Here is a 22,798-nt window from a genome sequence, read left to right as displayed (position 1 = left end):
TGGTTCCGGCCGCTTACTGCATCACCTGCAGGTACTGCTGGCCGAACGCTTGCTGGCCGGCCGCCATCTTGCCGAAGTCGACCGGTTTCGCCCGGGCGTATTCGCTCGCCGGCAGGAACTTCGCGGCGACGTCGGCACCGAGCGTCTGCGCGCGCACCGGACGCAGGTACGCGTTGGCCCACAGCTTCTGGCCTTCGTCGGACAGCACGAAGTCGAGCACCTTCCTGCCGTTCGCATCGTGCGGCGCGCCCTTCACGAGGCTCATCACATAGGGCACCGCGATCGTGCCTTCCTTCGGAATCACGAACTCGACGTTCGCGTGATCCTTGTACTTCGCGCGATACGCATCGAAGTCGTAGTCGAGCAGGATCGGAATCTCGCCGGACAGCACGCGCGCATACGCGGTCTGCTTCGGCACGATCGGTGCGTTCGCCTTCAGCTTGCGGAACCAGTCGAGCCCCGGCTTGAAGTCGTCGAGGCTGCCGCCGAGCGCCTGGTTGACGGCGACCGCGCCCGCATAGCCGACGAACGCGCTCGACGGATCGAGGTAGCCGACCATGCCCTTGTATTCGGGCTTCAGCAGGTCGGACCACGAGCGCGGCACCGGCTTGCCGTCGAGCGCGTCCTTGTTCACGAAGAAGCCGAGCGTGCCCGAGTGGATCGCGAACCAGTAGCCTTGCGGGTCCTTCAGGTTCGCGGGGATGTCGTTCCAGTGCGCGGGCTTGTACGGCGCGATCACGCCCTTGTCCTTCGCCTGGAATGCGGACGACACGCCGAGATAGACGACGTCGGCGACCGGGCTCTTCTGTTCGGCGATCAGTTGCGCGATCGCCTGGCCCGAGTTCTTGTTGTCGAACGGCACGCGGATGCCGGTCTTCTGCTTGATCGCCGCGATCTGCGCGGCCCAGTCGGCCCATTCGGGCGGGCAGTTGTAGCAGATCGCGGTTTCGTCAGCATGGGCGGCAGGTGCGAACGCGACGAGCGCGGCGCAGGCGACGGGTGCTGCGAGCACGCGCAGCAGCGAGGTCAGGCGAAAGGACACGGTGGATCTCCGGGCGGGGTGTGGGTATCTCGCCGCGCCGCGCACGATGGCGCGGCGCGTGCGTTCAGGCGTGGCGCAACTGCAGGTCGGCGGCCGGCGACGCGACGGTCGCACCGTCGCGCACCGTGTGCGGCAGGATCAGCGACGTGCGCTCGATCGTCGCGCCGCCGATGCATTCGACGAGGCGCCGCCATGCATGGCGGCCGATGTCCTGGTTCGGCGTCGCGACGCTCGCGAGCGGCGGCGCGAGCAGCTCGCCGATCGCGATGCCGTCGAAGCCGAGCACCGACAGGTCGTCGGGAATCGAGAAGCCCGCGCGGCGCAGGCCGCGCATCACGACCATCGCGAGCAGGTCGTTGCTGCAGAAGAGGGCGGTCGGGCGCGTGGCTTGCGCGGTGAGGTGCGCGAGCACCGCATCGGGCAGTTCGGTCGCGTTGAAGTCGACTTCGACCGGCGGCAGCGTCGCGACACCGGCTTCCTCGAGTGCCTGCGCGTAGCCGAGATGACGCTGGCGGGCGCGATCCGACGCGGCGAGCGAGCCGGCCAGCATCAGCACGCGGCGATGGCCGCGCGCGGTCAGCAGGCGGACGCCGTCGTAGGCGGCGCGGCGGTTGTCGACCGACACCGACGGGCGGCGTTGCGTGTCGTTGTGCATCAGCACGTAGTGCAGGCCGTCGTGGTCGAGCATGTCGAGCAGCGGATGCGTGTCCGCATCGGCGACGGTCAGGATCAGCCCTTCGACGCGCTGCTCGCGCAACGTCTCGATCGCGTGGCGCTCGCGCGCTTCGTCGTATTCGGTCGTCATCAGGATCAGCTTGAAGCCGGCCGCGGTCGCGAGTTCGTCGATGCCCTGCAGGCAGTCGGCGAACACCGGGTTCGACAGCGTCGGCACGACGACGCCGACGAGGCGCGTGCGCTCGCCGCGCAACTGCCGGCCGAGCGGGCTCGGGCGGAATTGCAGCGTATCGATGGCGGTCCGGATCGTCGCCAGCGTCGCGGGGCTGACGGTATGCGGCGCGTTGATCGCGCGCGAGACGGTGGCGATCGAGAAGCCGGCGAGCGCGGCGACGTCCTTGATGGTCGGGGTCATGAAGTTACGCGATGTAAACGTTTTCGGCAGGGAAATTATCGAAAACGTTTGTGACTTCGCGATGACGCACGGGATGTTTGTTTCGCAAAAAGTACGATACAAACATCAGACGTTTGGCGCCCGGCGAGCGGGGTGGAATCGATTGTAGCGGCGGATGCTGCAGCGCGGGACGAAATCGCTGGAGGCGTCGCGTCGATGTCGATCGCGGCGTATCAATTCGGGCGAAGATGGCGTATGCAGACATGCCGCGTCGCGATATACCGCGCCGGAATCAGCTAACGCATGTGCAAGCAATGGTAGAATCGCGTCCGCCCTTTTGCCGGGGTGATGAAATTGGTAAACATAGCGGACTTAAACGATTGAGTGCCCGGCCGGAAACGGCCGGTGCAGAACCCTTCAAATTCGGTGAAACCCCTGACACGCACCGCGCGTCGAGGCAACGCCGAGCCAAGCCTCGCGGTACAGCTATCGCTACAACGAGGAAGGTGTAGAGACTAGACGGGGGGCGCCTAAGGCGCACGGGCGGCGATCACGCCCGCGCGCGACGGCGAAGGCATAGTCCAGCGCACGAACGGCGTCGTTTCGACGGCGCCGGCTTTGAAAGAAGCAGTGTGACGAAAATCCGCCGCCTTGATTGGCTTGCCGGTTCGAGTCCGGTCCCCGGCACCACATTCAAGTTCGTCGAAGTTCGGCTGGGTCGGATGGCACGGGCCAGGCCGTCGCGCACGCCGTCATCAATATCGGAACGGCCAGGGCTTTGGCCTCCGGCACGGTCACCCGCCAACTCCACCGTCGGTTGTAGCAAGTCCCCGCCGAGCATCGCCGTTGAAGCCAGGTTGCGGTACCGCCAGAATGGCGCCTCAGCCCCAATGCCGTTGCAAACGGGACCGAGGCTCGACGCCTAACCGCGCGTGATCATCCATGCCCCGCTACCGGCTCCTTCACGATCTACCAGCAACGAAGCCGAGACGTTGTACAGGAAGCCGGATTGCCCTTCGCCCCGCGTATCCAGGAATCCGGCGCCATTATTGAAGGAATTCAGCAAATAGAGCTGGTCTTCAGTAATCAGTTTCGGATCGTTCTGGGCGTTTGAGCGAATGAAAATGTGCCAAGCGACGGATCCGACGCCGACCAGGCCACCTAATGTGGCGACGTCGAGATTTTGGCCGTTACTTGCGTTGTTATTGAATAGGGCGAGATAGCTATTGTCCTTGACGCTCTGAAGAAGAATCTGGTCACAACTCAGGACGTTTTGCCCCTTGGGTTTTTGGTTGAGCGGGGACGCAATAATCCATTGTGTTGCAGTTTCGTTTCCGCTGAGAGATGAAACCGTTCCCACGTAATCCAGGCCCCCATCAACATGGGAAGCTCCGCCCACACCGAGGAAGCCGCCTTTCCAGTTGCCTCCGTAGCCGTTGGTGAGTCGAATAACATCGCCATACTTCACGTAGTCTGCCATCGTTGTTCTCCGAGTTGTCACACGATGTTCGACGTGGCCACGTCGGTTCGAATTCTAGTCGAAAATTCTTCAGACGTAATAGGTGTGTTATGTGTCGAATTCAATTTATTCGCTTATCGAAAATATCTCGATGGCGATGCAATTATTTGAAACAGCGATCGACGATGGGGGGTGTTGAATTATCGCGCGGGAAAATAGGGGCGGCTTTTGCGCGCGTCCGACAGTGTCGAAACGGATTGATCGCACCTGCCAATTTCGACAGGTTGTTCCGCTGTACTGCGTGCGCCATCATTTGAGTGATTATTGCGAGCCTGACCTCTTGGGTTTCAAGAATCTCCGTTGCGCGTCCAATTGCATTCGCATCGGCGCGAGGGGTCACGATCTGGCCTTATTCGCAATAATTCCCTTCCGCAGCGCGACGACGAGGCGACGAACCATGACATCCAGCAGACTCCAGCAAATGCAGGTCAATCTCACGTTGGCCTATGTGCTTAACAACGCAGCAACGGATAAATTCGGGCACGAAATCCGGCATCCAACTGTCTCGCAGGTCAAAAAGATCATCGTGGATCGCCTGAACGGATCGCGGATGACCCGGAACGATCAGTTCGCAATTGTTTGGGGGCCCGCCATCGTATTGGATCTGAATGGCTATGCCGCCAATGTCACTGCCGTCTTGCAATCGACCGGCAGCGGCGAATATTCAGTGGTGACAAGCGGCACCGATTTCGAATCTCCGCTCGACCTCATGGGCGACTTTTCGTATCGGACCCTTGAACCATTCAGCGCGTATGTGCCGGACTGCCCGCCCGACGCACGCATATCGGCCGGTACCAACGGAGCGCTATTCAACGTACTGAGCACGCCAGATTCAAGTCAGCAGAAGCTTGCCGACTTCCTGAGGACCGTGCAGCCATCGTCGGTAGTCAATGTTATCGGGCACAGCCTCGGAGGCGCCCTGGCCTCCGCGATCGTGTTGTACCTGAAGAATCAGAGTGGCTTGCAGGCCCACACGTACAACTGCCAGACATTCGCCGGCCCGACAGCAGGCAATGCGGTATTCGCCGACTATTTCAATGCGCAAATGCGGGCCCATGCGGTGCGCGTATTCAATACGCGGGATATCGTTCCGATGGCTTGGAATGCGGACAGCATTCTGCATGTGAAGGATGTCTACAGCGATGCGGGCCTTGACACCCCATTAGATACGAAGCTTGCCGTCGATGCGGTTTCCCTTGCTACCAAGTCCCTGGATTACGCGCAATGGGGAACGTCCGATCTTTCAGAATCCGTCACACCGGCGACACAGTACCGGCTTGACGGGACGGTGAATAAACACATTCGGGATTTCCAGACGCAGGTTGGCTATCAGCATATCTACGAATACATGACCTGCCTTGATATGGCCTTGTCCGACATAGACATCCCCGGGCCGGGCCCCGGGGAAGTGGCGTCTCCAGTCAATCGGTGATGGTTGCACGTGTCTTGGGCCGCGTATGAACGCGGACAAGGCCGAGCCAAGCGTAACGCGCAAGCGGGAAGCAGTACGAAGCAAAACCCGCTGGATGCAACGACCCGCAATGTTAAAGCCCGCTTCGGCGGGCTTTCTTATGCGCGTTCCTGCAGGACCCGACCCGGTTCGCACGAGGACGACTCGGAGATATGTGTTTCCGTCAGGCGCCGGGCGCGGAGTCGAGGCGGGAAATAATGCCGTCACGAGCATGCCGAACAGGACGTGGCTTCATTGCCGTGCGGGCACAATGAGCGCTTCGTTTACTATCGGGGCACGATTCCCTCAAACAGATGTTGCCCGCCGCAACGCCACGCCGCATGCACAACTCCACCCACCACTACTACGAACCCGCGCAAGGCCACGGCCTGCCGCACGACCCATTGAACGCGATCATCGGCCCGCGCCCGATCGGCTGGATTTCCTCCCGCGGCAGCGACGGCACGCTCAACCTCGCGCCGTACAGCTTCTTCAATGCGTTCAACTATCGTCCGCCGATCATCGGCTTTTCGAGCACGGCCGCGAAGGACAGCCTGCGCAACGTGCAGGAGACCGGCGAGTTCGTCTGGAATCTCGCGACGCGCGATCTCGCCGACCGGATGAACCAGACTTGCGCTGCCGTGCCGTACGACGTGAACGAATTCGAACTCGGCGGCCTGACCGCGCTTCCGTCGCGCCTCGTCAACGTGCCGCGCGTGGCGGAAAGCGGCGTCAACTTCGAATGCAAGGTGACCGACGTGATCCGGCTGCGCGATCACCACGGCGTCGACACGCCGGCCACGCTGGTACTGGGCGAAGTCGTCGCCGTGCATATCCGTCACGACCTGCTGAAGGACGGCATCTTCGACACGTTCGGGGCGGGCATCATTCTTCGCGCGGGCGGCCCGTCGGCCTACGTGCACGTCACGCCCGACAGCCGCTTCGACATCGCGCGCCCCGACGCGTGATTCGTCGTATGCCGGGGCGCCCCGGCAAGCGGTCGCTGAAGCGCCCGGCCGCGCCGAGACCCCGCCGGGATCCAGGATTTCGCGGGGTCTTTTGCTTCGTCTCCTCCGACATGACCGGGACGCCCTGATCCGTCCGGCCTCGATACGCACGCTTCACCGTCCGTTGATGCATCGCAGCACACGCGACGTGCATTCACCCCACCGACAGCACTGATCGCCCGTCGCCACCCGCCATGGCAAATCTGCTCACCCTGAACGAGCGGGTTGGGCATCGACGTCTCGCGCCATGAGGCATAAATTCCCAAGGTTGGCGTGCTTATCCGTGCGCCAGCCCGCGCGTGAGCCGGCAACCGGCCGCGCGTTTCCATCAGCGTGAGACACAATCGAGCGTGGAGACGACACGATGAGCCTGTCAGAGCCATTGCGTCTGCATGTGCCGGAGCCCACCGGGCGTCCGGGCTGCAAGACGGATTTTTCCTATCTGCATCTATCGCCGGCCGGTGCCGTTCGCCGCCCGCCGATCGACGTCGCCCCGGCGGATACCGCCCATCTCGCCCGCAGCCTCGTGCGCGTGCTCGACGACCACGGCCAGGCACTCGGCCCGTGGGCACCGGACCTCGACGATGCGCGTCTGATCGCCGGGATGCGCGCGATGCTGAAGACCCGCATCTTCGACGCGCGCATGATGATCGCGCAGCGTCAGAAGAAAATCTCCTTCTACATGGTGAGCCTCGGCGAGGAGGCGATCGGCGCCGCGCATGCGATGGCGCTGCGCCACGGCGACATGTGCTTTCCGACCTACCGCCAGCAAAGCATCCTGATCGCGCGCGACGTGCCGCTCGAACGGATGATCTGCCAGCTGATGTCGAACGAAGGCGATCCGCTGAAGGGGCGCCAGCTCCCGGTCATGTACTCGGACCGCGAAGCCGGCTTCTTCTCGATCTCCGGCAACCTCGCGACGCAGTTCATCCAGGCGGTCGGCTGGGCGATGGCGTCGGCGATCAAGGGCGACACGAAGATCTCGTCCGCCTGGATCGGCGACGGCGCGACCGCGGAAGCCGACTTCCACACCGCGCTGACGTTCGCGCACGTGTATCGCGCGCCGGTCGTACTGAACGTCGTCAACAACCAGTGGGCGATCTCGACGTTCCAGGCGATCGCGGGCGGCGAGGGGACGACGTTCGCCGGGCGCGGCGTCGGCTGCGGCATCGCTTCGCTGCGCGTCGACGGCAACGACTTCCTCGCGATCTACGCGGCTTCGAGCTGGGCGGCCGAACGCGCGCGCCGCAATCTCGGCCCGACGCTGATCGAATGGGTCACCTATCGCGCCGGCGCGCATTCGACGTCGGACGATCCGACGAAATACCGGCCGGCCGACGACTGGGCGCACTTTCCGCTCGGCGACCCGATCGCCCGCTTCAAGCAGCACCTGATCGCGAAGGGCATCTGGTCCGACAGCGCGCACGACGCGCTCACGGCCGAACTCGAAGCCGAGGTGATCGCCGCGCAGAAGGAAGCGGAGACGTTCGGGACGCTGGCCGACGACCGGATTCCGTCGCCGGCGTCGATGTTCGACGATGTGTACAAGGAGCTGCCCGCGCACCTGCGCCGCCAGCGCCAGGAACTGGGAGCGTGATCATGGCGCAACATGAAACAACGACGGCATCGGCGCAGCCGATGACGATGATCCAGGCGCTGCGTTCCGCGATGGACGTGATGCTCGGCCGCGACGACGACGTGGTCGTGTTCGGGCAGGACGTCGGCTACTTCGGCGGCGTGTTCCGCTGCACCGAGGGCCTGCAGGCCAAGTACGGCAAGTCGCGCGTGTTCGATGCGCCGATCTCGGAAGGCGGGATCGTCGGCGCCGCGGTCGGGATGGGCGCGTATGGATTGCGGCCGGTCTGCGAGATCCAGTTCGCGGATTACTTCTACCCGGCGTCCGACCAGATCGTGTCGGAAGGCGCACGGCTGCGCTATCGCTCGGCGGGCCAGTTCACCGCGCCGATGACGATCCGGATGCCGTGCGGCGGCGGCATCTACGGCGGCCAGACGCACAGCCAGAGCCCGGAGGCGATGTTCACGCAGGTTTGCGGATTGCGCACGGTGATGCCGTCGAATCCGTACGACGCGAAAGGGCTTCTGATCGCGTCGATCGAGAACGACGATCCGGTGATCTTCCTCGAGCCGAAGCGCCTGTACAACGGGCCGTTCGACGGCCATCACGAGCGTCCGGTCACGTCGTGGCTCAAGCATCCGGGCAGTGTGGTGCCGGAAGGCTATTACACGGTGCCGCTCGATACGGCCGCCGTCGTGCGACCCGGCAACGACGTGACGGTGCTGACGTACGGCACGACCGTCCACGTGTCGCTGGCTGCCGCCGAGGAGACCGGCATCGATGCGGAAGTGATCGACCTGCGCACGCTGTGGCCGGTCGATCTCGATACGATCGTCGCGTCGGTGCGCAAGACCGGCCGCTGCGTGGTGGTGCACGAAGCGACGCGCACCTGCGGCTACGGCGCGGAACTGGTGTCGCTCGTCCAGGAGCACTGCTTCTACCATCTGGAAGCACCGGTCGAGCGGACGACGGGCTGGGACACGCCGTATCCGCACGCGCAGGAATGGGCGTATTTCCCCGGCCCGGCCCGGGTTGGCGAAGCGTTGCGACGCGTGATGGAGGCCTGAGATGGGGATTCATGTCATCAAGATGCCGGATATCGGCGAAGGGATCGCCGAGGTCGAGCTGGTCGCCTGGCACGTGCAACCGGGGCAGACGATCGCCGAAGACCAGCCGCTCGCCGATGTGATGACCGACAAGGCGGCGGTGGAGATTCCGTCGCCGGTGGCGGGCAAGGTGCTGGAGCTCGGCGGCCGGATCGGCGAGATGATGGCGGTCGGCAGCGAGCTGATCCGTCTCGAAGTCGAGGGCGACGGCAACCTGAAGCCGGGCGCGAAGGCGCGTGATTCAGACGCGGATAGGGCGCCGAGTCCAGCGGCGGTCGATGCGCCTGCCAAGTCATCCAAAGTCACCGAGGCAGCGGTAGCAGCCGACGCAGCCGAAGCGCACGAGCCGTCGAAGGCAACACGTCACGCTGCCGACCGCGCGCCGGCCGAGCCGCGTCGCGCGGAAGATGCGGTGCCGCCGCGCGCGGCACTCGCGCCGGGCGAACGGCCGCTCGCCTCGCCGGCGGTGCGCCAGCGCGCATGGGACATGGGCATCGAGCTGCGCTACGTGCGCGGCACCGGCGAAGCCGGGCGGATCCTGCATGCGGACCTCGATGCGTATGCACGCACGGGCGGCGGCGCGGCGCGTGGATCGCAAGCGCACGGCTACGACGAGCGCAACGATGCAACCGAGGTGCCGGTGATCGGCCTGCGCCGTGCGATCGCGCGCAAGATGCAGGAAGCGAAGCGCCGCATTCCGCACTTCACCTACGTCGAGGAGATCGACGTCACCGAGCTCGAATCGCTGCGCGCCGAGCTGAACCGACGCCACGGCGACACGCGCGGCCGGCTCACGCCGCTGCCGCTGCTGATCCGCGCGATGGTGATCGCGCTGCGCGACTTCCCGCAGATCAACGCGCGCTACGACGACGAAACCGGTGTCGTCACGCGTTACGGCGCGGTGCACATGGGTGTCGCGACGCAGACGGACGGCGGCCTCACGGTGCCGGTGCTGCGTCACGCGGAAGCGCGCGACGTGTGGTCGATCTCGGCGGAAATCGCTCGGCTCGCCGACGCGGTGCGCGCGAACCGTGCGCAGCGCGACGAGCTGACCGGCTCGACGATCACGATCTCGAGCCTCGGCGCGCTCGGCGGCATCGTGTCGACACCGGTCATCAACCATCCCGAGGTCGGCATCGTCGGCGTGAACCGGATCGTCGAGCGGCCGATGATCCGCGACGGCGCGATCGTCGCGCGCAAGATGATGAACCTGTCGTCGTCGTTCGACCATCGCGTCGTCGACGGCGCGGACGCGGCCGAGTTCATCCAGGCCGTGCGCGGCTTGCTCGAGCGCCCGGCGCTGCTGTTCGCGGAGTGAGCGCGATGAGGAACGAACACACCACGTTGCTCGTCATCGGCGGCGGTCCGGGCGGTTACGTCGCCGCGATTCGCGCGGGACAACTCGGCATTCCGACGGTGCTCGTCGAGCGCGAACGGCTCGGCGGCACGTGCCTGAACATCGGCTGCATTCCGTCGAAGGCGCTGATTCATGTCGCCGATGCGTTCGAGCAGGCGTGCGGGCAGGCCGGCGAGGGGACGCTCGGGATTCGCGTGCGCACGCCGGAGATCGACATCGCGAAAAGCGTCGCATGGAAGGACGGCATCGTCGAGCGGCTCACCCGCGGCGTCGGCGCGCTGCTGAAGAAGCACGGCGTGCGCGTGCTGCACGGCGACGCGCGCGTCGTCGACGGCAAGACGGTCGACGTCGTATCCGGCGACCACACGACGCGGATCGCGTGCGAGCACCTGTTGCTCGCGACGGGCTCGGAACCGGTCGCGCTGCCGTCGATGCCGTTCGGCGGTCACGTCGTATCGTCGACCGAGGCGCTGTCGCCCGCGTCGTTGCCGAAGCGGCTGGTCGTCGTCGGCGCCGGGTACATCGGGCTCGAACTCGGCACCGTCTATCGCAAGCTCGGCGTCGACATCGCCATCGTCGAGGCGGCGGAGCGCGTGCTGCCCGCGTACGACGCGGAACTCGCGAAGCCGGTCGCCGAATCGCTCGCGCGGCCCGGCGTCGGGCTATGGCTGGGCCACACGGTGCTGGGCCTCGCGAACGACGGCGCGGTGCGCGTGCAGGCACCCGACGGCACGGAGAAGACGCTGCCGGCCGATCGCGTGCTGGTCGCGGTCGGCCGCCGGCCGCGCGTCGACGGCTTCGGGCTCGAATCGCTGCCGCTCGATCGCAACGGCCGCGCGCTGCGCATCGACGACGCATGCCGGACGTCGATGCGCAACGTGTGGGCGATCGGCGACGTCGCCGGCGAGCCGATGCTCGCGCATCGCGCGATGGCGCAGGGCGAGATGGTGGCCGAGCTGATCGCGGGACGGCGGCGCAAGTTCACGCCGGCGTCGATCCCTGCCGTATGCTTCACCGATCCCGAGGTCGTCACGTCCGGCTGGTCGCCTGACGACGCGAAGGCGGCCGGCGTCGACTGCATCGGCGCGTCGTTCCCGTTCGCGGCGAACGGGCGCGCGATGACGCTGCAGGCGACCGACGGTTTCGTGCGCGTCGTCGCGCGGCGCGACACGCACCTGATCGTCGGCTGGCAGGCGGTCGGGCGCGGCGTGTCGGAGCTGGCCGCGGCGTTCTCGCAGTCGCTCGAGATGAGAGCGCGGCTCGAGGACATCGGCGGCACGATCCACGCGCATCCGACGCTCGGCGAAGCGATGCAGGAGGCGGCGTTGCGCGCGCTGGGGCATGCGTTGCACGTGTGAGCTGCCGTGCCGGCATCCATCGCCGAACGAAGCCCCGCGGCGGCGGGGCTCTTCATGCATGGGCGGCCCGTCACCGCGAGAGGTCACGACGGCACCCGCGCGCGAGCGGGCCGGGCCGTCACGTCGCGATAGAACGCATCGATCGCCTCGACCATCTGCGCAAGCCCCGGCTGTTCGAGCGGATAGTGGCCCGCGTTGTCGAGCATTACCACCTTGACCGGCACGTTGCGGATCCGGGCGAGGAACGGTTCGCTCAGGTGGCGCGGCGTCCAGCGGTCCGCGGCCGGTTGCGTGAGCAGGATCGGGCAGACGCGAAAATCTTCCGGCTCCAGCGCCGGCCGATACGACATGTTGGGGCGATCGTCCTTCGCGCGCTCCGCGTCGATCAGGTCGCTGCCGGCGCGCACCCAGTCGTCGTAGCGCACCAGTGCGCCGCGCGCGACCTCGGTCATCACGATCCCGTACGGGCCGCTGAAGCGCAGGCTGCAGGAAGAGGGCGCAGAGCGGGCGGGCGCGGGTTGCCGTTGACCCGCCCGCGCGAAGCGTTCATCGTGTCGATTCCACGCGGATTCACCGGCCGCACCCGGTCGGCCGACTGGTGGCAGGCCGACGCGGTGATCTGCACGCTCGGCACCACGATGCACGTCGCGGGCTCGCAGGCCGCATTCCGCCGCGTCGATCACGACTATCCGCTCGCGGTCGCGCGTCTCGCGCACCGGTCCGGCACGCCGACCTACGTGCTGAATTCCGCGCTCGGCGCGGACCCGGCATCGCGCATCTTCTACAACCGCGTGAAGGGCGAGGTCGAGCGTGCGCTCGCGGGCATCGGGTTCGCATCGCTCACCTGCGTGCGGCCGGGCCTGATCGGCGGCAGCCGCGACGAATTCCGGTTCGGCGAACGGATGCTGGTGCTGGCGCTGGGCGTCGCCGGGCCGCTGTGGCCGCGGAAGTGGCGAATGAATCCCGCGCCGCGCATTGCCCGCGCGCTGCTCGACGCCGCGCTCGAGGCGCGCCCGGGCGTGCATGTCATCGGCTCGGAGCGGCTCGCCTGAACCGGTCCACCGCCGCGCCGTTGCCGACGACGCGGACGGCTGCATCGCACTGCGCGGCAGGGCGCGCGAGACCGGAACGCCGGACGACGCCGGCGGCGCGATCCTGATGCGTCGGACCGGGTGCGCGCAAGACGGTTTCGTCATATCAGGCGAAGGCGGGACGTCGCGCGCGTGCTGACCTACGATGAAGACATCGTGTCCCTCGTCAGCCGAACCGTGTGCACCCACTACCGCGCCCCCGATGAAGACCCGGGCATCAGCGAGCTCAAGATCGGCATCGGCGATCTGTTTCGTCGCGATCCATGGGAACCCGACGTGTATCCCGATTACGCGGCGCCCGTCGCGCGTGCCGACGGCGACGGTCTCGCGGTCGTCAGCGCGGTGTTCGGCTTCTGGCCGAAGTTCATGCAGCCCGAGCGTCTCGACGAGAACGGGCGCAAAAGAAAGAAGCTCGATACGGTGAATGCGCGCGCGGAAACGGTCGGTTCGTCGCGGCTCTACGCCAACGCATGGCGCAATGGCCAGCGTTGCCTGATTCCGGTGCGCTGGATCTTCGAGCCGTGCTACGAGACGGGCCGCAACGTGTGGTACCGGATCGGCGTCGGCAGCTGGGAGCCGTACTGCGTCGCCGGCATCTGGCGGCGCTACGAAGCCATCGACGGCCGCGAGCGGATCGGCATGACGATGCTCACGGTCAATGCCGACCATCACCCCGTGTTCGCGCGCATGCATCGGCCCGGCGACGAGAAGCGGGGCGTCGTGATCCTGCGCCGCGACGACTACGACGCATGGCTGCACACGCGCGACGTCGAGGTTGCGCGGCACATGCTGAATCTCGTGCCTGCCGGCGACATGCTCGCCGCGCCCGCTCAGGAACTGCCCGCCGGCACCTGAGCTTTCATTTTTCCTACGCCCAACCGGCGACTCCGCGGGTCGGACGCGTCCCGCTTGTTCAGACGATTTCGAAAATTGCCGGACATCGGGTAATCACGGATATCACCCAAGTTGTATATACAAGATGATCCGCTGGCAACGTCGGCACACGTCGTGCCGGTTGCGCGCCAGCGTGCAGACCGTGCGTGCCTGGCGCATGCCGGCGATCCACGGCGCACCGCACCCGACGAGCCGAAAGGGCGGCTCGGCACGTTTCCTGTCTCGTCCAAACCATTTGTGATCCTCAGTATCTTGGAGATTTTCCCGTGTCAACGAATCCCAGTGGAAAAGCCGGCGGTCTGATCGAGGTACGCTCGATCGATTTCATTCCCGACGCCGAACGCCACGGCGGCCTGCTGAGCCAGTTCACGCTGTGGCTGTCGGCGAACATGCAGATCACGGCCATCGTCACGGGGGCGCTCGCGGTCGTGCTCGGCGGCGACGTGTTCTGGTCGCTGGTTGCGCTGCTGCTCGGCCAGCTCGTCGGCGGCGCGGTGATGGCGCTGCACGGCGCGCAGGGGCCGCAGCTCGGCTTGCCGCAGATGATCTCGAGCCGCGTGCAGTTCGGCGTCTACGGCGCGATGATCCCGATCGTGCTCGTGTGCCTGATGTACATCGGCTTTTCCGCCAGCGGCTCGGTGCTCGCCGGGCAGGCCGTCGCGCAACTGCTGCACGTCGACGACGCGGCCGGCATCCTGCTGTTCGCGGCCGTGATCGTCGTGCTGACGGTGTTCGGCTATCGCGCGATCCACTTCGTCGGCCGGGTCGCGAGCGTGATCGGCATCGTCGCGTTCGTCTACATGTTCACGCAGCTGTTCGCGAACCACGACGTCGGCGCGCTGCTCGCGAACAAGCACTTCTCGCTCGCGAGCTTCCTGCTGTCGATGTCGCTGTCCGCGTCGTGGCAGATCGCGTTCGGCCCGTACGTCGCCGACTATTCGCGCTACCTGCCACGCTCGACGTCGTCGGTCGCCACGTTCCTCGCGGTCGGCCTCGGCTCGGTGATCGGCGCGCAGGCGGCGATGGTGTTCGGCGTGTTCGCGGCCGCACTCGCCGGCAGCCAGTTCGCGCACCACGAGGTGTCGTACATCGTCGGCCTCGGCTCGACGGGCGCCGTGGCGGCCCTGCTGTATTTCAGCATCGCGTTCGGCAAGGTGACGGTGACCGCGCTCAACGCCTATGGCAGCTTCATGTCGATGGCGACGATCGTCAGCGGTTTCCGCGGCAAGGGCGCGGTGTCGTCGCGCAGCCGTCTCGTGTACATCTTCGGGATGATCTGCGTGTCGACGCTGATCGCGCTCGCCGGCCGCCATTCGTTCCTGAAGGAATTCACCGCGTTCATCCTGTTCCTGCTCGCGTTCTTCACGCCGTGGAGCGCGATCAACCTGGTCGACTACTACTGCTTCACGCGCTCGCGCTACGACGTGCCGGCGCTGTCCGATCCGGACGGTCGCTATGGCCGCTGGAACGTGATGGCGATCACGATCTACGTGGCCGGCATCCTGGTGCAGCTGCCGTTCATATCGACGCACATCTACACGGGCCCGCTTGTCGACGCGCTCGGCGGCACCGACATCTCGTGGATCCTCGGCCTTGTCGTGCCGGCCGTGCTGTACTACGTCGGCGCGCGTGCATCGCGACGCAGCATCCCCGAGCGCCTGATCCTGCCGCTCGAACGCGGCGAGGCTCAGCACTGACGCGTCGCGTCGCCCGTCGGGCCGGCCCGCGGCCGGCCTGAGCGGCACGCCGCGCCGAGTCCGGCGCGACCGGCAGCCGCGTTGTAGATCACCTTCGTTATCCGCGATGCCGGCATGGCAGACCACCATGCCCGGCATCGTTCCATTCTCCTTCAATTGAATAGTATGACTAAGCAAATGAACGCACGAGGCAATCGTTCCCGGGCGCGATCGGCGCATGCCGGCCTTCGCATGGCCGTCGCGGCCGCATGCCTGGGTGGGTCCGGCGTCGCGCTCGCGCAGGACGGTGTCACGCTGTACGGCGTGATCGACGAGTTCGCGCAGTACGTGAACACCGGCAACGGCTATACGGCGGCGATCGGCTCGGGCGGCCAGTGGGGCAGCCGCTTCGGGATGAAGGGTGGCGAGGACATCGGCGGCGGCCAGAAGATCGAGTTCGCGCTCGAGAACGGCTTCAATCCGAACGACGGTTCGCTCGCCAGTTCGGGCAGCATGTTCAATCGCCAGGCGTGGGTGGGCATCGCCGGGCAGTGGGGCAAGGTGCGCGCGGGCCGCCAGAATTCGCCGCTGTTCAACGACCAGGGCGGGCAGGACGCGTTCGGCGGCGTCACGCAGGCGTCCGGCATGGACAACCTGACCGTGTTTGCGTTCCGCACGAGCAACACGCTGTCGTACCAGAGCCCCGAGATCGCCGGCTTCCAGGCGGGGGTGTATGTCGGGTTCGGCGACGCGGGCGGGGCGCGCTCGGCGGGCTCGAGCCAGCAGTTCGACGTGACCTACGAGCACGGGCCGTTCGCGGCGTTCGTCGCGAGCCAGTGGCTGAAGAACGCGACGGCGACCACGACCGATCGCACGATCATGGCCGGCGCATCGTACGCGATCGGCAAGGCGACCGTATACGGCGGCTTCTCCGCGGTGAAGTGGGCCGACCTCGGCATCGATTCGCGTGTGTACGGGCTGTCGGTCAAGTACCAGCTCAACCCGGCGAACTACGTCGCGCTCGGCTATGCGTACCTGCACGACCAGACGTCGCAAGGCGACAACGCCGACCAGTTCGGGCTGATGTACGAATACGACTTGTCGAAACGCACGAGCTTCTACGGCGCGCTGTCGTACCTGCGCAACCGCAACCAGGCCGGCTACACGCTCGCGGGCGCGGCGAACCCGGGCCTGCCGCTCGCGTATCCGGGCGCGAACGCGCGCGGCGTGCAGCTCGGCATCGTGCATCGCTTCTGACGATGCATCGGGCGCCGGGCTGCATGAACCGGCGCCTGCTTCCTTCCTTTCGCGGATGCGCGCATCGCGCGCCTACATCCCCAGCCCGACCGGCGCGCCGCGGCGCTGGACCATCTGCAGCGCGACCAGCGCGAGCCCGGCCGCGGCGATCAATCCGCCGACGAGCGGCACCGCCGCGTAGCCGAAGCCGGCCGAGATCGCCGCGCCGCCAGCTGCCGCGCCGACTGCGTTGCCGAGGTTGAACGCGCCGATGTTGACGGCCGACGCGAGGCCCGGCGCTTCGTGTGCGGCACGCATCACGCGCATCTGCAGCGGCGGGACCACCGCGAACGTCGCGACGCCCCAGACCAGCAGCGCGACCGCGGCACCGGCATGCGTGCGGGCGAACAGCGGGAATGCGGCCATCGTGACGATCAGCAGCACCAGGAAGCCGATCAGCGTGCCGTCGAGCGAGCGGTCGGCGAGGCGGCCGCCGGAGATGTTGCCGATCGAGAAGCCGACGCCGATCAGCACGAGCATCGCGGTGACGAAGCCGGGCGTCGCACCGGTCAGGTGTTCGAGCGTCGGCGCGACATACGTGTACAGCGTGAACATCGCGCCGGCGCCGAGCACCGTGGTCCCGAGCGCGCCGAGCACGACCGGGCGCGTCAGCACCGACAGTTCGGCACGCAGGTTCGGCATCTTGCCGGCCGTGCCCTTCGGCAGCGCGGCGAACAGGCCGGCGATCGCGATCACGCCGAGCGCCGCGGTGGCCGCGAACGACATGCGCCAGCCGATCATCTGGCCGAGCCAGGTCGCGGCCGGCACGCCGCCGACGTTCGCGATCGTAAGCCCCATGAACATCGTCGCGACCGCGCTGGCCTGCTTTTCACGCGGCACCAGGCTGGCCGCGACCACCGAGCCGAGCCCGAAGAACGCGCCGTGGTTGAGGCTCGTGACGAGCCGCGCGAGCAGCAGCGTCGTGTAGTCCGGCGCGACGGCCGACAGCAGGTTGCCGATCGTGAAGATCGACATCAGCGCGATCAGCGCCGAGCGGCGCGACCAGCGCGCGAGCAGCAGCGTCATCAGCGGCGCGCCGACCATCACGCCGATCGCATACGCGCTGATCAGCATGCCGGCCTGCGGAATCGACACATGCACGCCGTCGGCGATCACGGGCAGCAGGCCCATCGGCGAGAACTCGGTCGTGCCGATGCCGAACGCACCGGCGGCGAGCGCCAGCAGCGGCAGCGCGGCGCTGCCGCCGGGGTGGGAAGGAGAAGAAGTCGTGGTGCTCACGCGATGCGCTCCTGTCAGGGTTGGGCAACGGCGCCGGGCCGTTTTGGACAGGGTGAAGTGTGCCTGCATGACTTTTGCGGAAAAAGCCGCGCTGGAACGAAATTATCTTGATTGCATGTCAATAATGCGCGATCGGGGTGGCATGCGTACGCGGCTCGCGGCCCCCAAAAAAACCCCGGTCACAGGGGGCCGTGACCGGGGTGGAAAGGCATCCTCTCTTTGGCACGAGGGTTGGATGCGGGCGCAGTATATTTCCGGGCATAACGATTCGAAATGACGTTAAACGGCCGTTTTGGGTGTCAATTTAAAAATACCGACGCGGCAGCGCCGATTGTCATCGCTTTGAAAGATTTTTCGTGCGCTCGACCGGATGTTTAGTTTGCGATGGCAGCGAAGGTGGTCGCCATCCGAAGCGACCACGCAAGCGGCCGGATCCGCGGCCAGGCGATGCCGTGGAATCCGTCGCCGGCGCGCGGATCGTGCACGCCGGGCTGTCGGTCAGTCCGTGTCGCCGGCCGCATCGCGCACGGCCTCGAGAAACCGCGCGACGACAGGAGAAGCCGGCGCCGCCGCGCCGTCGAACACGAACTCGATGTCGAAGCGGCTCGCGAGTTCGTCGAGCGCGACGAGCCGGACCGTGCGCGGGCACGTCGGCGACGCGCTTTCCGGCACGAATGCGCAGCCCATGCCGGCCGCGACGAGACCGATCAGCGTCGGGATGTCGCTGCCGACCTGCGCGATGCGCGGCGTGAAGCCGGCCCGTTCGCACTGCGCCATCAGGAAGCGGTGGTGCGCGGCGGAGCGATGCGCGTCGAACCAGACGAACGGTTCGTGCGCGACGTCGGCGAGCGTGCGCGGTGCGAGGAAGCGGCCGCCGGGCGGCGCGGGCATCGCGAGCACGAAGCGGTCGCTCAGCAGCCGCACGCCCGACAGATGCGGCGCCTCGTCGCGGCGCCACGCCATGATGCCGCCGTCGAGCTGGCCGCGCATCAGCGCCGCCGCCTGTTCGGCCGACAGCATCGGCGCGATCGACAGCTTCACGTCCGGACATGCGTCGCGAAACGCCTTCAGCACGTTCGCGACGACCGGCAGCGGCAGGCAGTTCGGCAGCGCGCCGAGCCGCAGTTCGCCGAGCTGGCCGGCCGCGCTGCGCAACGCGCGTTCGCGGCTGTCCTGCAACGTCGCGAGCAGGCCGGTCGCATCCTGCAGGAAACTCGCGCCGGCCGCCGTGAGCGTGACGCCGGTCGCGCGGCGGATCAGCAGCGGCGTGCCGATCGCGTCCTCGAGCTCGCGGATCTGACGCGACAGCGCCGGCTGGACGATGCCGGCCGCGCGGGCGCCGGCCATCACGCTGCCGGCTTGCGCGACGGCCACGAAATAACGCAGGTGACGCAGTTCGATCTGGCGCATGCGGTGTCGGCTCCGGTTTTCGGCCCTGATTCGATGGATATGCCTGTCAAGCATAGCAAGTGCCATTCGATGGTATTGGAAAGCATGATGGGTGTGCCGTACGATGGTCTCCGTTGCCGGGCCTGCAGACAGGCCGCGCGTGTTTCCTTTGTCCCGATCGTGTCCCGCACCATGCCGCTTCATGTCCAGACCCCGTATATCCGTTCGCACATCGCATCGCGCCGCCTCGGCACGAACATCCGGCTGAAGCTCGATGCGCTGCAGCCGTCCGGCTCGTTCAAATTGCGCGGCATCGGCGCGGTGTGCGAAGCCCGGCACGCGGCCGGCGCGCGCCGGTTCGTGTCGTCATCGGGCGGCAATGCGGGCATCGCGGTCGCGTATTGCGGCCGCGAACTCGGCGTGCCGGTGCTCGTCGTCGTGCCGGAAACCGCGTCGGCCCGCGCGCGCGAGCTGATCCGCGTCGAGGGCGCGGAAGTGGTCGTGCACGGCGCGAGCTGGGCCGAGGCGAACGCATTCGCGTTGTCTGCCGTCGGCGCGCACGATGCGTTCGTGCATCCGTTCGACGACCCCATGCTGTGGCAGGGGCACGCGACGATGATCGACGAGATGGCGGCGACCGGCCCGAAGCCCGACGTGGTGGTGCTCGCGGTCGGCGGCGGCGGGCTGCTGTGCGGCGTGCTCGAGGGGCTCGCGCGCAATGGCTGGCACGACGTGCCGGTCGTCGCGGTCGAGACGGAGGGCGCCGACAGTTACGCGCGCTCGGTCGCGCACGGGCATCCGGTCGAATTGCCGGCGATCACGAGCATCGCGACGTCGCTCGGCGCGAAGCGGCCGTGCGACGCGGCGGTCGAATGGGCGAAGCGGCACGCGATCCATCCGGTCGTGGTGTCGGATGCGCAGGCGGTGGCTGCGTCGCTGCGGTTCCTGGACGAGCACCGGATCGTCGTCGAGCCGGCGTGCGGTGCTGCGCTGGCCGCGCTCGAACAACCGGTGCCGGTGCTTGCTTCGGCGTCGGACATCGCGGTGATCGTGTGCGGCGGCGTGACGGCGACGGTCGAGCAACTGCAGACGCTGAGCGCGACGTTGCGGTAACGCGCCAGCGGGCGTGGCGCGCCGCGCGCGAGGGGCGCACGGCGCGAAGAGAGGGTCGCGGTCAGTTCGCGGACGGCACGCTGGCACCGGTCGGTGCGGACGACGCGACGGGATCGGCCGCAGCGGGCGCAGGCGCCTTGCCCGCCGACGTGGGAGCGGCGTTCGAGGGGGCAGGTGCGGATGCCGCCGGCGCAGGCGTGGCCGATGCCGACGTTGCAGCAGCCGGCGCGGCAGTTGCAGGTGTCGATGCAGCCTGCGTCGACGCAGCGGCGGGTGCCGAAGCCGGAGCAGCCACCGAGGCTGCAGCAGGCGTCGAGGCCGAAGCTGGCACCGAAGCCGAACCCGGAACCGAACCCGCCGCCGCGCCCGACACGCCGGCCCGCATCACCCCCGGCGCGACCACGGCCGATGCCGCGGCAGGCACGGCCGGCACGACCGGCGTGCCCGGAGTCGGTGCGACGCTCGGCACCGACAGCGGCACCGGCGCGGCCGGCGGCGTCGGCACGACGGGCGTCGTCATCTTCATCGGCTCGCCCTGCGGCGTAGGCGCCGGTTCGGGTAGCGGCGTGACGGGCTCCTTCTCGGCCGCCTTCACGGTCGCGCGATCGCGGCGGGCCGGATCGATCTTCAGGAAATGCTCGACGAGATTGAAGAAGCGCTCGTAGAACACGCCGGCGGGAATCGTCTCGCTCGCGGTCTTCACGAGCGCGTCGTCGCTCGACCCGATCGGCAGCGACAGCGAACCGAACACGCTGAGCCCGACGCTCGCCGACGTATTCGACTTCTTCAGCGTATAGCGATCCTGCACCGCGTTCACGTAGGCGATGCTCGACGAGCCGTCGGCATTCGCGTCCGCGCACACGACGTGAAACTCGATCACGACGTGCATGTCGTTGCTCGGCTGGAAATTCTTGCTGCCGTCGACCGCATCGTTGCGCGACGACGACACGACATAGCCCTGGCTCAGCAGCGCGCGGCGCGCGGCCTCGCAGGCCGCGTCGGATTTCGAGCGGAACGTGTGCGCGTACGGGCTGCTCGTCGCGTCGAACTGCTCCTGCTGATAGATCGGCTTGGGCGGCGACGAGCACGCCGCCAGCACGGCCGCGGCCGCGAGCGCGCACGAAACGGAAAACAGGCGAAATCGATTGTGCATGGCGTCTTTCAAAAGGCTCGGCGAGATGTCGCGCGGGGCTGCGGGCGCAGCGCACGCAGCGGCGGGGCCGGTGCGATGCGCGTGGCAATCTCGTATGGCCGGGGCGTCATTATAGTTTCGTTTGATGTCGCGCTCGCTTCAGCCGGCCGGCGCCGGCCGCGCGGCGGCGAGCAATTGCGACGCCAGCGGATGGTGTTCGCCGCGCCGCGAGCGGATCGCATGGATCTCCTCGGTCACGTCGCCCGCCCGGCCGAGCCGGCGCAGCCCGCGCAACACCGATGCGTCGTTCGCGCCGAGTTCGCTCAGCGGAAACACGCCGAGGCCGCGCGCCGCGAACACGGCCATCAACGCGCTGTCCTCGAATTCCCCGGCCACGCGCGGCACGATCCGTTCCCGTTCCAGCCACCGGTCGAGGCGCGCGCGCAGCGCCGAATGGGCGGTCGGCAGCAGCACCGGCAGTTCGGCGAGGCACGCCGGAAAGCGCTGCCGCGCGGCCGGCGTGACGAGCGCCGCAGGCCCGTACCAGTCGACCGGCGACGCGACGAGCCGCTCGCTCGTCACGCGCAGATTCGACCCCGACGGCGCACCCTGGCCGGCCAGCACGAGATCGAGATGATGCAGTGCCAGTTCCGCGAGCAGCGCATCGTGCTCGCCCTCGTGGCAGAGCAGCCGCAGCGTGGGCGTGTCGAGCACCGGCGCGAGGATCGCATGCGCGGCGAGCTTCGAGATTCCGTCCGCGAGGCCGACCGCGAGCCGCACGGTCGGCTGGCTGGCCGCCGCGCGCACTTCGTCGGGAATCAGCCGGCCCATCTCGAAGATGACCTCCGCACGCGCATACGCGGCCTGCCCGGCATCGGTCATCGCGATGCCGCGCCCGGCCGGGCGCAGCAACTGGTGGCCGAGCGACTTCTCCAGTTCGCGGACCTGCGCGCTGATCGTCTGCACGGCCATGTCGAGCCGCTCCGCGGCGCGCGCGAAGCCGCCTTCCTTCACGACGACCCAGAAATAGTACAGATGGCGAAAATTCAGCATCGGATCAGTATTTCGGAAAAACCGAACCAAAGATCAGATTCTCTCTGATTTTTTCGAAGTCGTGGCGTGCCTATCATCGGGCTTTCCACATTCGAATCGGCCTTTTTCATGGACTACCTGCTGACGCTTGCCGCCGACCCCGCCGTCTGGGCCGCGCTCCTGACGCTCGTCGTGATGGAAGTCGTGCTCGGCATCGACAACCTGATCTTCATCTCGATCCTCAGCAACAAGCTGCCCGAGGCGCAGCGCGCCCGCACGCAGCGCCTCGGTATCGCGCTCGCGCTCGTGATGCGCCTCGCGCTGCTCGGCAGCGTCGCATGGATTGCAAGTCTGACCGAACCGGTGTTCACGCTGTTCGATCACGCGTTCTCGTGGCGCGACCTGATCCTGCTGTCGGGCGGCCTGTTCCTCGTGTGGAAGGCGACCACCGA

General features: G+C 67.1%; 20 protein-coding genes. 12 read left to right on the top strand and 8 right to left on the bottom strand.

Annotated features, from left to right (window positions below):
• Window positions 1-13: 13 nt before the first annotated feature.
• The 3 genes from DIE06_RS28450 to DIE06_RS28440 all read right to left on the bottom strand — a co-directional run bounded on the left by DIE06_RS28450 (window position 14) and on the right by DIE06_RS28440 (window position 3,591).
• A complete protein-coding gene (locus tag DIE06_RS28450) occupies window positions 14-1,042 on the bottom strand; it encodes an ABC transporter substrate-binding protein (protein ID WP_124664258.1) in 1,029 nt (342 codons plus the stop codon).
• A gap of 64 nt (window positions 1,043-1,106) precedes the next feature.
• Window positions 1,107-2,132, bottom strand: a complete 1,026-nt coding sequence (locus DIE06_RS28445) for a substrate-binding domain-containing protein (protein ID WP_124664257.1) — start codon at window positions 2,130-2,132, stop codon at window positions 1,107-1,109.
• Between the two features lie 901 nt (window positions 2,133-3,033).
• Window positions 3,034-3,591: a hypothetical protein gene (locus DIE06_RS28440; RefSeq protein WP_124664256.1), complete on the bottom strand. Its 558-nt coding sequence runs from the start codon at window positions 3,589-3,591 to the stop codon at window positions 3,034-3,036.
• A gap of 460 nt (window positions 3,592-4,051) precedes the next feature.
• Between DIE06_RS28440 and DIE06_RS28435 the strand changes: the two genes are divergently transcribed.
• The 6 genes from DIE06_RS28435 to lpdA all read left to right on the top strand — a co-directional run bounded on the left by DIE06_RS28435 (window position 4,052) and on the right by lpdA (window position 11,484).
• Window positions 4,052-5,062 (top strand): lipase family protein, encoded by a 1,011-nt coding sequence (locus DIE06_RS28435; RefSeq protein WP_260433800.1) that lies wholly within the window; start codon window positions 4,052-4,054, stop codon window positions 5,060-5,062.
• Window positions 5,063-5,421: 359 nt separating this feature from the next.
• Window positions 5,422-6,048 carry a flavin reductase family protein gene (locus tag DIE06_RS28430; protein WP_124664254.1) on the top strand — a complete coding sequence of 209 codons (627 nt, stop codon included), beginning with the start codon at window positions 5,422-5,424 and terminating at the stop codon, window positions 6,046-6,048.
• A 403-nt stretch (window positions 6,049-6,451) separates the two neighbouring features.
• Window positions 6,452-7,684, top strand: coding sequence for a 3-methyl-2-oxobutanoate dehydrogenase (2-methylpropanoyl-transferring) subunit alpha (locus DIE06_RS28425; RefSeq protein ID WP_124664253.1), 1,233 nt, complete (start codon window positions 6,452-6,454; stop codon window positions 7,682-7,684).
• Window positions 7,685-7,686: 2 nt separating this feature from the next.
• The gene (locus tag DIE06_RS28420; protein ID WP_124664252.1) at window positions 7,687-8,730 is read left to right on the top strand and encodes an alpha-ketoacid dehydrogenase subunit beta; all 1,044 of its coding nucleotides are present in this window, start codon (window positions 7,687-7,689) and stop codon (window positions 8,728-8,730) included.
• 1 nt (window position 8,731) lies between these two features.
• On the top strand, window positions 8,732-10,087 hold the full coding sequence (locus DIE06_RS28415; RefSeq protein WP_124664251.1) for a dihydrolipoamide acetyltransferase family protein: 1,356 nt from the start codon (window positions 8,732-8,734) through the stop codon (window positions 10,085-10,087).
• Window positions 10,088-10,092: 5 nt separating this feature from the next.
• On the top strand, window positions 10,093-11,484 hold the full coding sequence (gene lpdA, locus DIE06_RS28410; RefSeq protein WP_124664250.1) for a dihydrolipoyl dehydrogenase: 1,392 nt from the start codon (window positions 10,093-10,095) through the stop codon (window positions 11,482-11,484).
• Window positions 11,485-11,567: 83 nt separating this feature from the next.
• Here lpdA and DIE06_RS28405 read toward each other — a convergent pair whose 3' ends face one another.
• Window positions 11,568-11,936 (bottom strand): alpha/beta fold hydrolase, encoded by a 369-nt coding sequence (locus tag DIE06_RS28405; RefSeq protein ID WP_260433799.1) that lies wholly within the window; start codon window positions 11,934-11,936, stop codon window positions 11,568-11,570.
• Here DIE06_RS28405 and DIE06_RS39610 point away from each other — a divergent pair.
• The 4 genes from DIE06_RS39610 (at window position 11,826) to DIE06_RS28380 (ending at window position 16,402) form a co-directional block, all read left to right on the top strand.
• The gene (locus tag DIE06_RS39610) at window positions 11,826-12,536 is read left to right on the top strand and encodes an NAD-dependent dehydratase (RefSeq protein ID WP_409364521.1); all 711 of its coding nucleotides are present in this window, start codon (window positions 11,826-11,828) and stop codon (window positions 12,534-12,536) included. The two genes, DIE06_RS28405 and DIE06_RS39610, sit on opposite strands and share 111 nt — an antisense overlap.
• A gap of 216 nt (window positions 12,537-12,752) precedes the next feature.
• Entirely contained in the window at window positions 12,753-13,430 is a 678-nt protein-coding gene (locus DIE06_RS28395; RefSeq protein ID WP_124664299.1) for an SOS response-associated peptidase family protein, read from the top strand.
• A 305-nt stretch (window positions 13,431-13,735) separates the two neighbouring features.
• Window positions 13,736-15,166 (top strand): cytosine permease, encoded by a 1,431-nt coding sequence (locus tag DIE06_RS28385; protein WP_124664249.1) that lies wholly within the window; start codon window positions 13,736-13,738, stop codon window positions 15,164-15,166.
• Window positions 15,167-15,331: 165 nt separating this feature from the next.
• Window positions 15,332-16,402: a porin gene (locus DIE06_RS28380; RefSeq protein WP_124664248.1), complete on the top strand. Its 1,071-nt coding sequence runs from the start codon at window positions 15,332-15,334 to the stop codon at window positions 16,400-16,402.
• Between the two features lie 72 nt (window positions 16,403-16,474).
• On the opposite strand, the gene DIE06_RS28375 is transcribed toward DIE06_RS28380, so the two are convergent.
• Together DIE06_RS28375 and DIE06_RS28370 are read right to left on the bottom strand one after the other, a co-directional pair.
• The gene (locus DIE06_RS28375) at window positions 16,475-17,680 is read right to left on the bottom strand and encodes an MFS transporter (protein WP_124664247.1); all 1,206 of its coding nucleotides are present in this window, start codon (window positions 17,678-17,680) and stop codon (window positions 16,475-16,477) included.
• A 498-nt stretch (window positions 17,681-18,178) separates the two neighbouring features.
• Window positions 18,179-19,090, bottom strand: a complete 912-nt coding sequence (locus tag DIE06_RS28370; RefSeq protein WP_124664246.1) for a LysR family transcriptional regulator — start codon at window positions 19,088-19,090, stop codon at window positions 18,179-18,181.
• Window positions 19,091-19,261: 171 nt separating this feature from the next.
• Here DIE06_RS28370 and DIE06_RS28365 point away from each other — a divergent pair, with 171 nt between their 5' ends.
• Window positions 19,262-20,182, top strand: coding sequence for a pyridoxal-phosphate dependent enzyme (locus tag DIE06_RS28365; RefSeq protein WP_124664245.1), 921 nt, complete (start codon window positions 19,262-19,264; stop codon window positions 20,180-20,182).
• Window positions 20,183-20,243: 61 nt separating this feature from the next.
• Here the strand turns inward: DIE06_RS28365 and DIE06_RS28360 are convergent, their stop codons facing one another.
• Both DIE06_RS28360 and DIE06_RS28355 read right to left on the bottom strand, forming a co-directional pair.
• Complete coding sequence (locus tag DIE06_RS28360; RefSeq protein WP_124664244.1) at window positions 20,244-21,335, bottom strand: DUF2242 domain-containing protein; 1,092 nt, start codon at window positions 21,333-21,335, stop codon at window positions 20,244-20,246.
• Window positions 21,336-21,473: 138 nt separating this feature from the next.
• Window positions 21,474-22,367 (bottom strand): LysR family transcriptional regulator, encoded by an 894-nt coding sequence (locus DIE06_RS28355; protein WP_124664243.1) that lies wholly within the window; start codon window positions 22,365-22,367, stop codon window positions 21,474-21,476.
• Between the two features lie 108 nt (window positions 22,368-22,475).
• On the opposite strand from DIE06_RS28355, the gene DIE06_RS28350 reads away from it, so the two are divergent.
• A partial coding sequence (locus DIE06_RS28350; RefSeq protein ID WP_409364520.1) for a TerC family protein occupies window positions 22,476-22,798 on the top strand: 323 nt, incomplete at its 3' end.

This window comes from Burkholderia sp. Bp8998 (genome assembly GCF_003854235.1).
Taxonomy (GTDB): domain Bacteria; phylum Pseudomonadota; class Gammaproteobacteria; order Burkholderiales; family Burkholderiaceae; genus Burkholderia.
Note: the sequence above shows the minus strand (reverse complement) of the source record. Positions and strands in the feature narration are given on the sequence as shown.

Coding starts and splice junctions, on each gene's coding strand:
- DIE06_RS28430 (WP_124664254.1), top strand. CDS start 5,422: ATGCACAACTCCACCCACCACTACTACGAACCCGCGCAAGGCCACGGC.
- DIE06_RS28370 (WP_124664246.1), bottom strand. CDS start 19,090: ATGCGCCAGATCGAACTGCGTCACCTGCGTTATTTCGTGGCCGTCGCG.
- DIE06_RS28445 (WP_124664257.1), bottom strand. CDS start 2,132: ATGACCCCGACCATCAAGGACGTCGCCGCGCTCGCCGGCTTCTCGATC.
- lpdA (WP_124664250.1), top strand. CDS start 10,093: ATGAGGAACGAACACACCACGTTGCTCGTCATCGGCGGCGGTCCGGGC.
- DIE06_RS28360 (WP_124664244.1), bottom strand. CDS start 21,335: ATGCACAATCGATTTCGCCTGTTTTCCGTTTCGTGCGCGCTCGCGGCC.
- DIE06_RS28365 (WP_124664245.1), top strand. CDS start 19,262: ATGCCGCTTCATGTCCAGACCCCGTATATCCGTTCGCACATCGCATCG.
- DIE06_RS28435 (WP_260433800.1), top strand. CDS start 4,052: ATGCAGGTCAATCTCACGTTGGCCTATGTGCTTAACAACGCAGCAACG.
- DIE06_RS28425 (WP_124664253.1), top strand. CDS start 6,452: ATGAGCCTGTCAGAGCCATTGCGTCTGCATGTGCCGGAGCCCACCGGG.
- DIE06_RS28380 (WP_124664248.1), top strand. CDS start 15,332: ATGACTAAGCAAATGAACGCACGAGGCAATCGTTCCCGGGCGCGATCG.
- DIE06_RS28355 (WP_124664243.1), bottom strand. CDS start 22,367: ATGCTGAATTTTCGCCATCTGTACTATTTCTGGGTCGTCGTGAAGGAA.
- DIE06_RS28440 (WP_124664256.1), bottom strand. CDS start 3,591: ATGGCAGACTACGTGAAGTATGGCGATGTTATTCGACTCACCAACGGC.
- DIE06_RS28405 (WP_260433799.1), bottom strand. CDS start 11,936: ATGACCGAGGTCGCGCGCGGCGCACTGGTGCGCTACGACGACTGGGTG.
- DIE06_RS28420 (WP_124664252.1), top strand. CDS start 7,687: ATGGCGCAACATGAAACAACGACGGCATCGGCGCAGCCGATGACGATG.
- DIE06_RS28415 (WP_124664251.1), top strand. CDS start 8,732: ATGGGGATTCATGTCATCAAGATGCCGGATATCGGCGAAGGGATCGCC.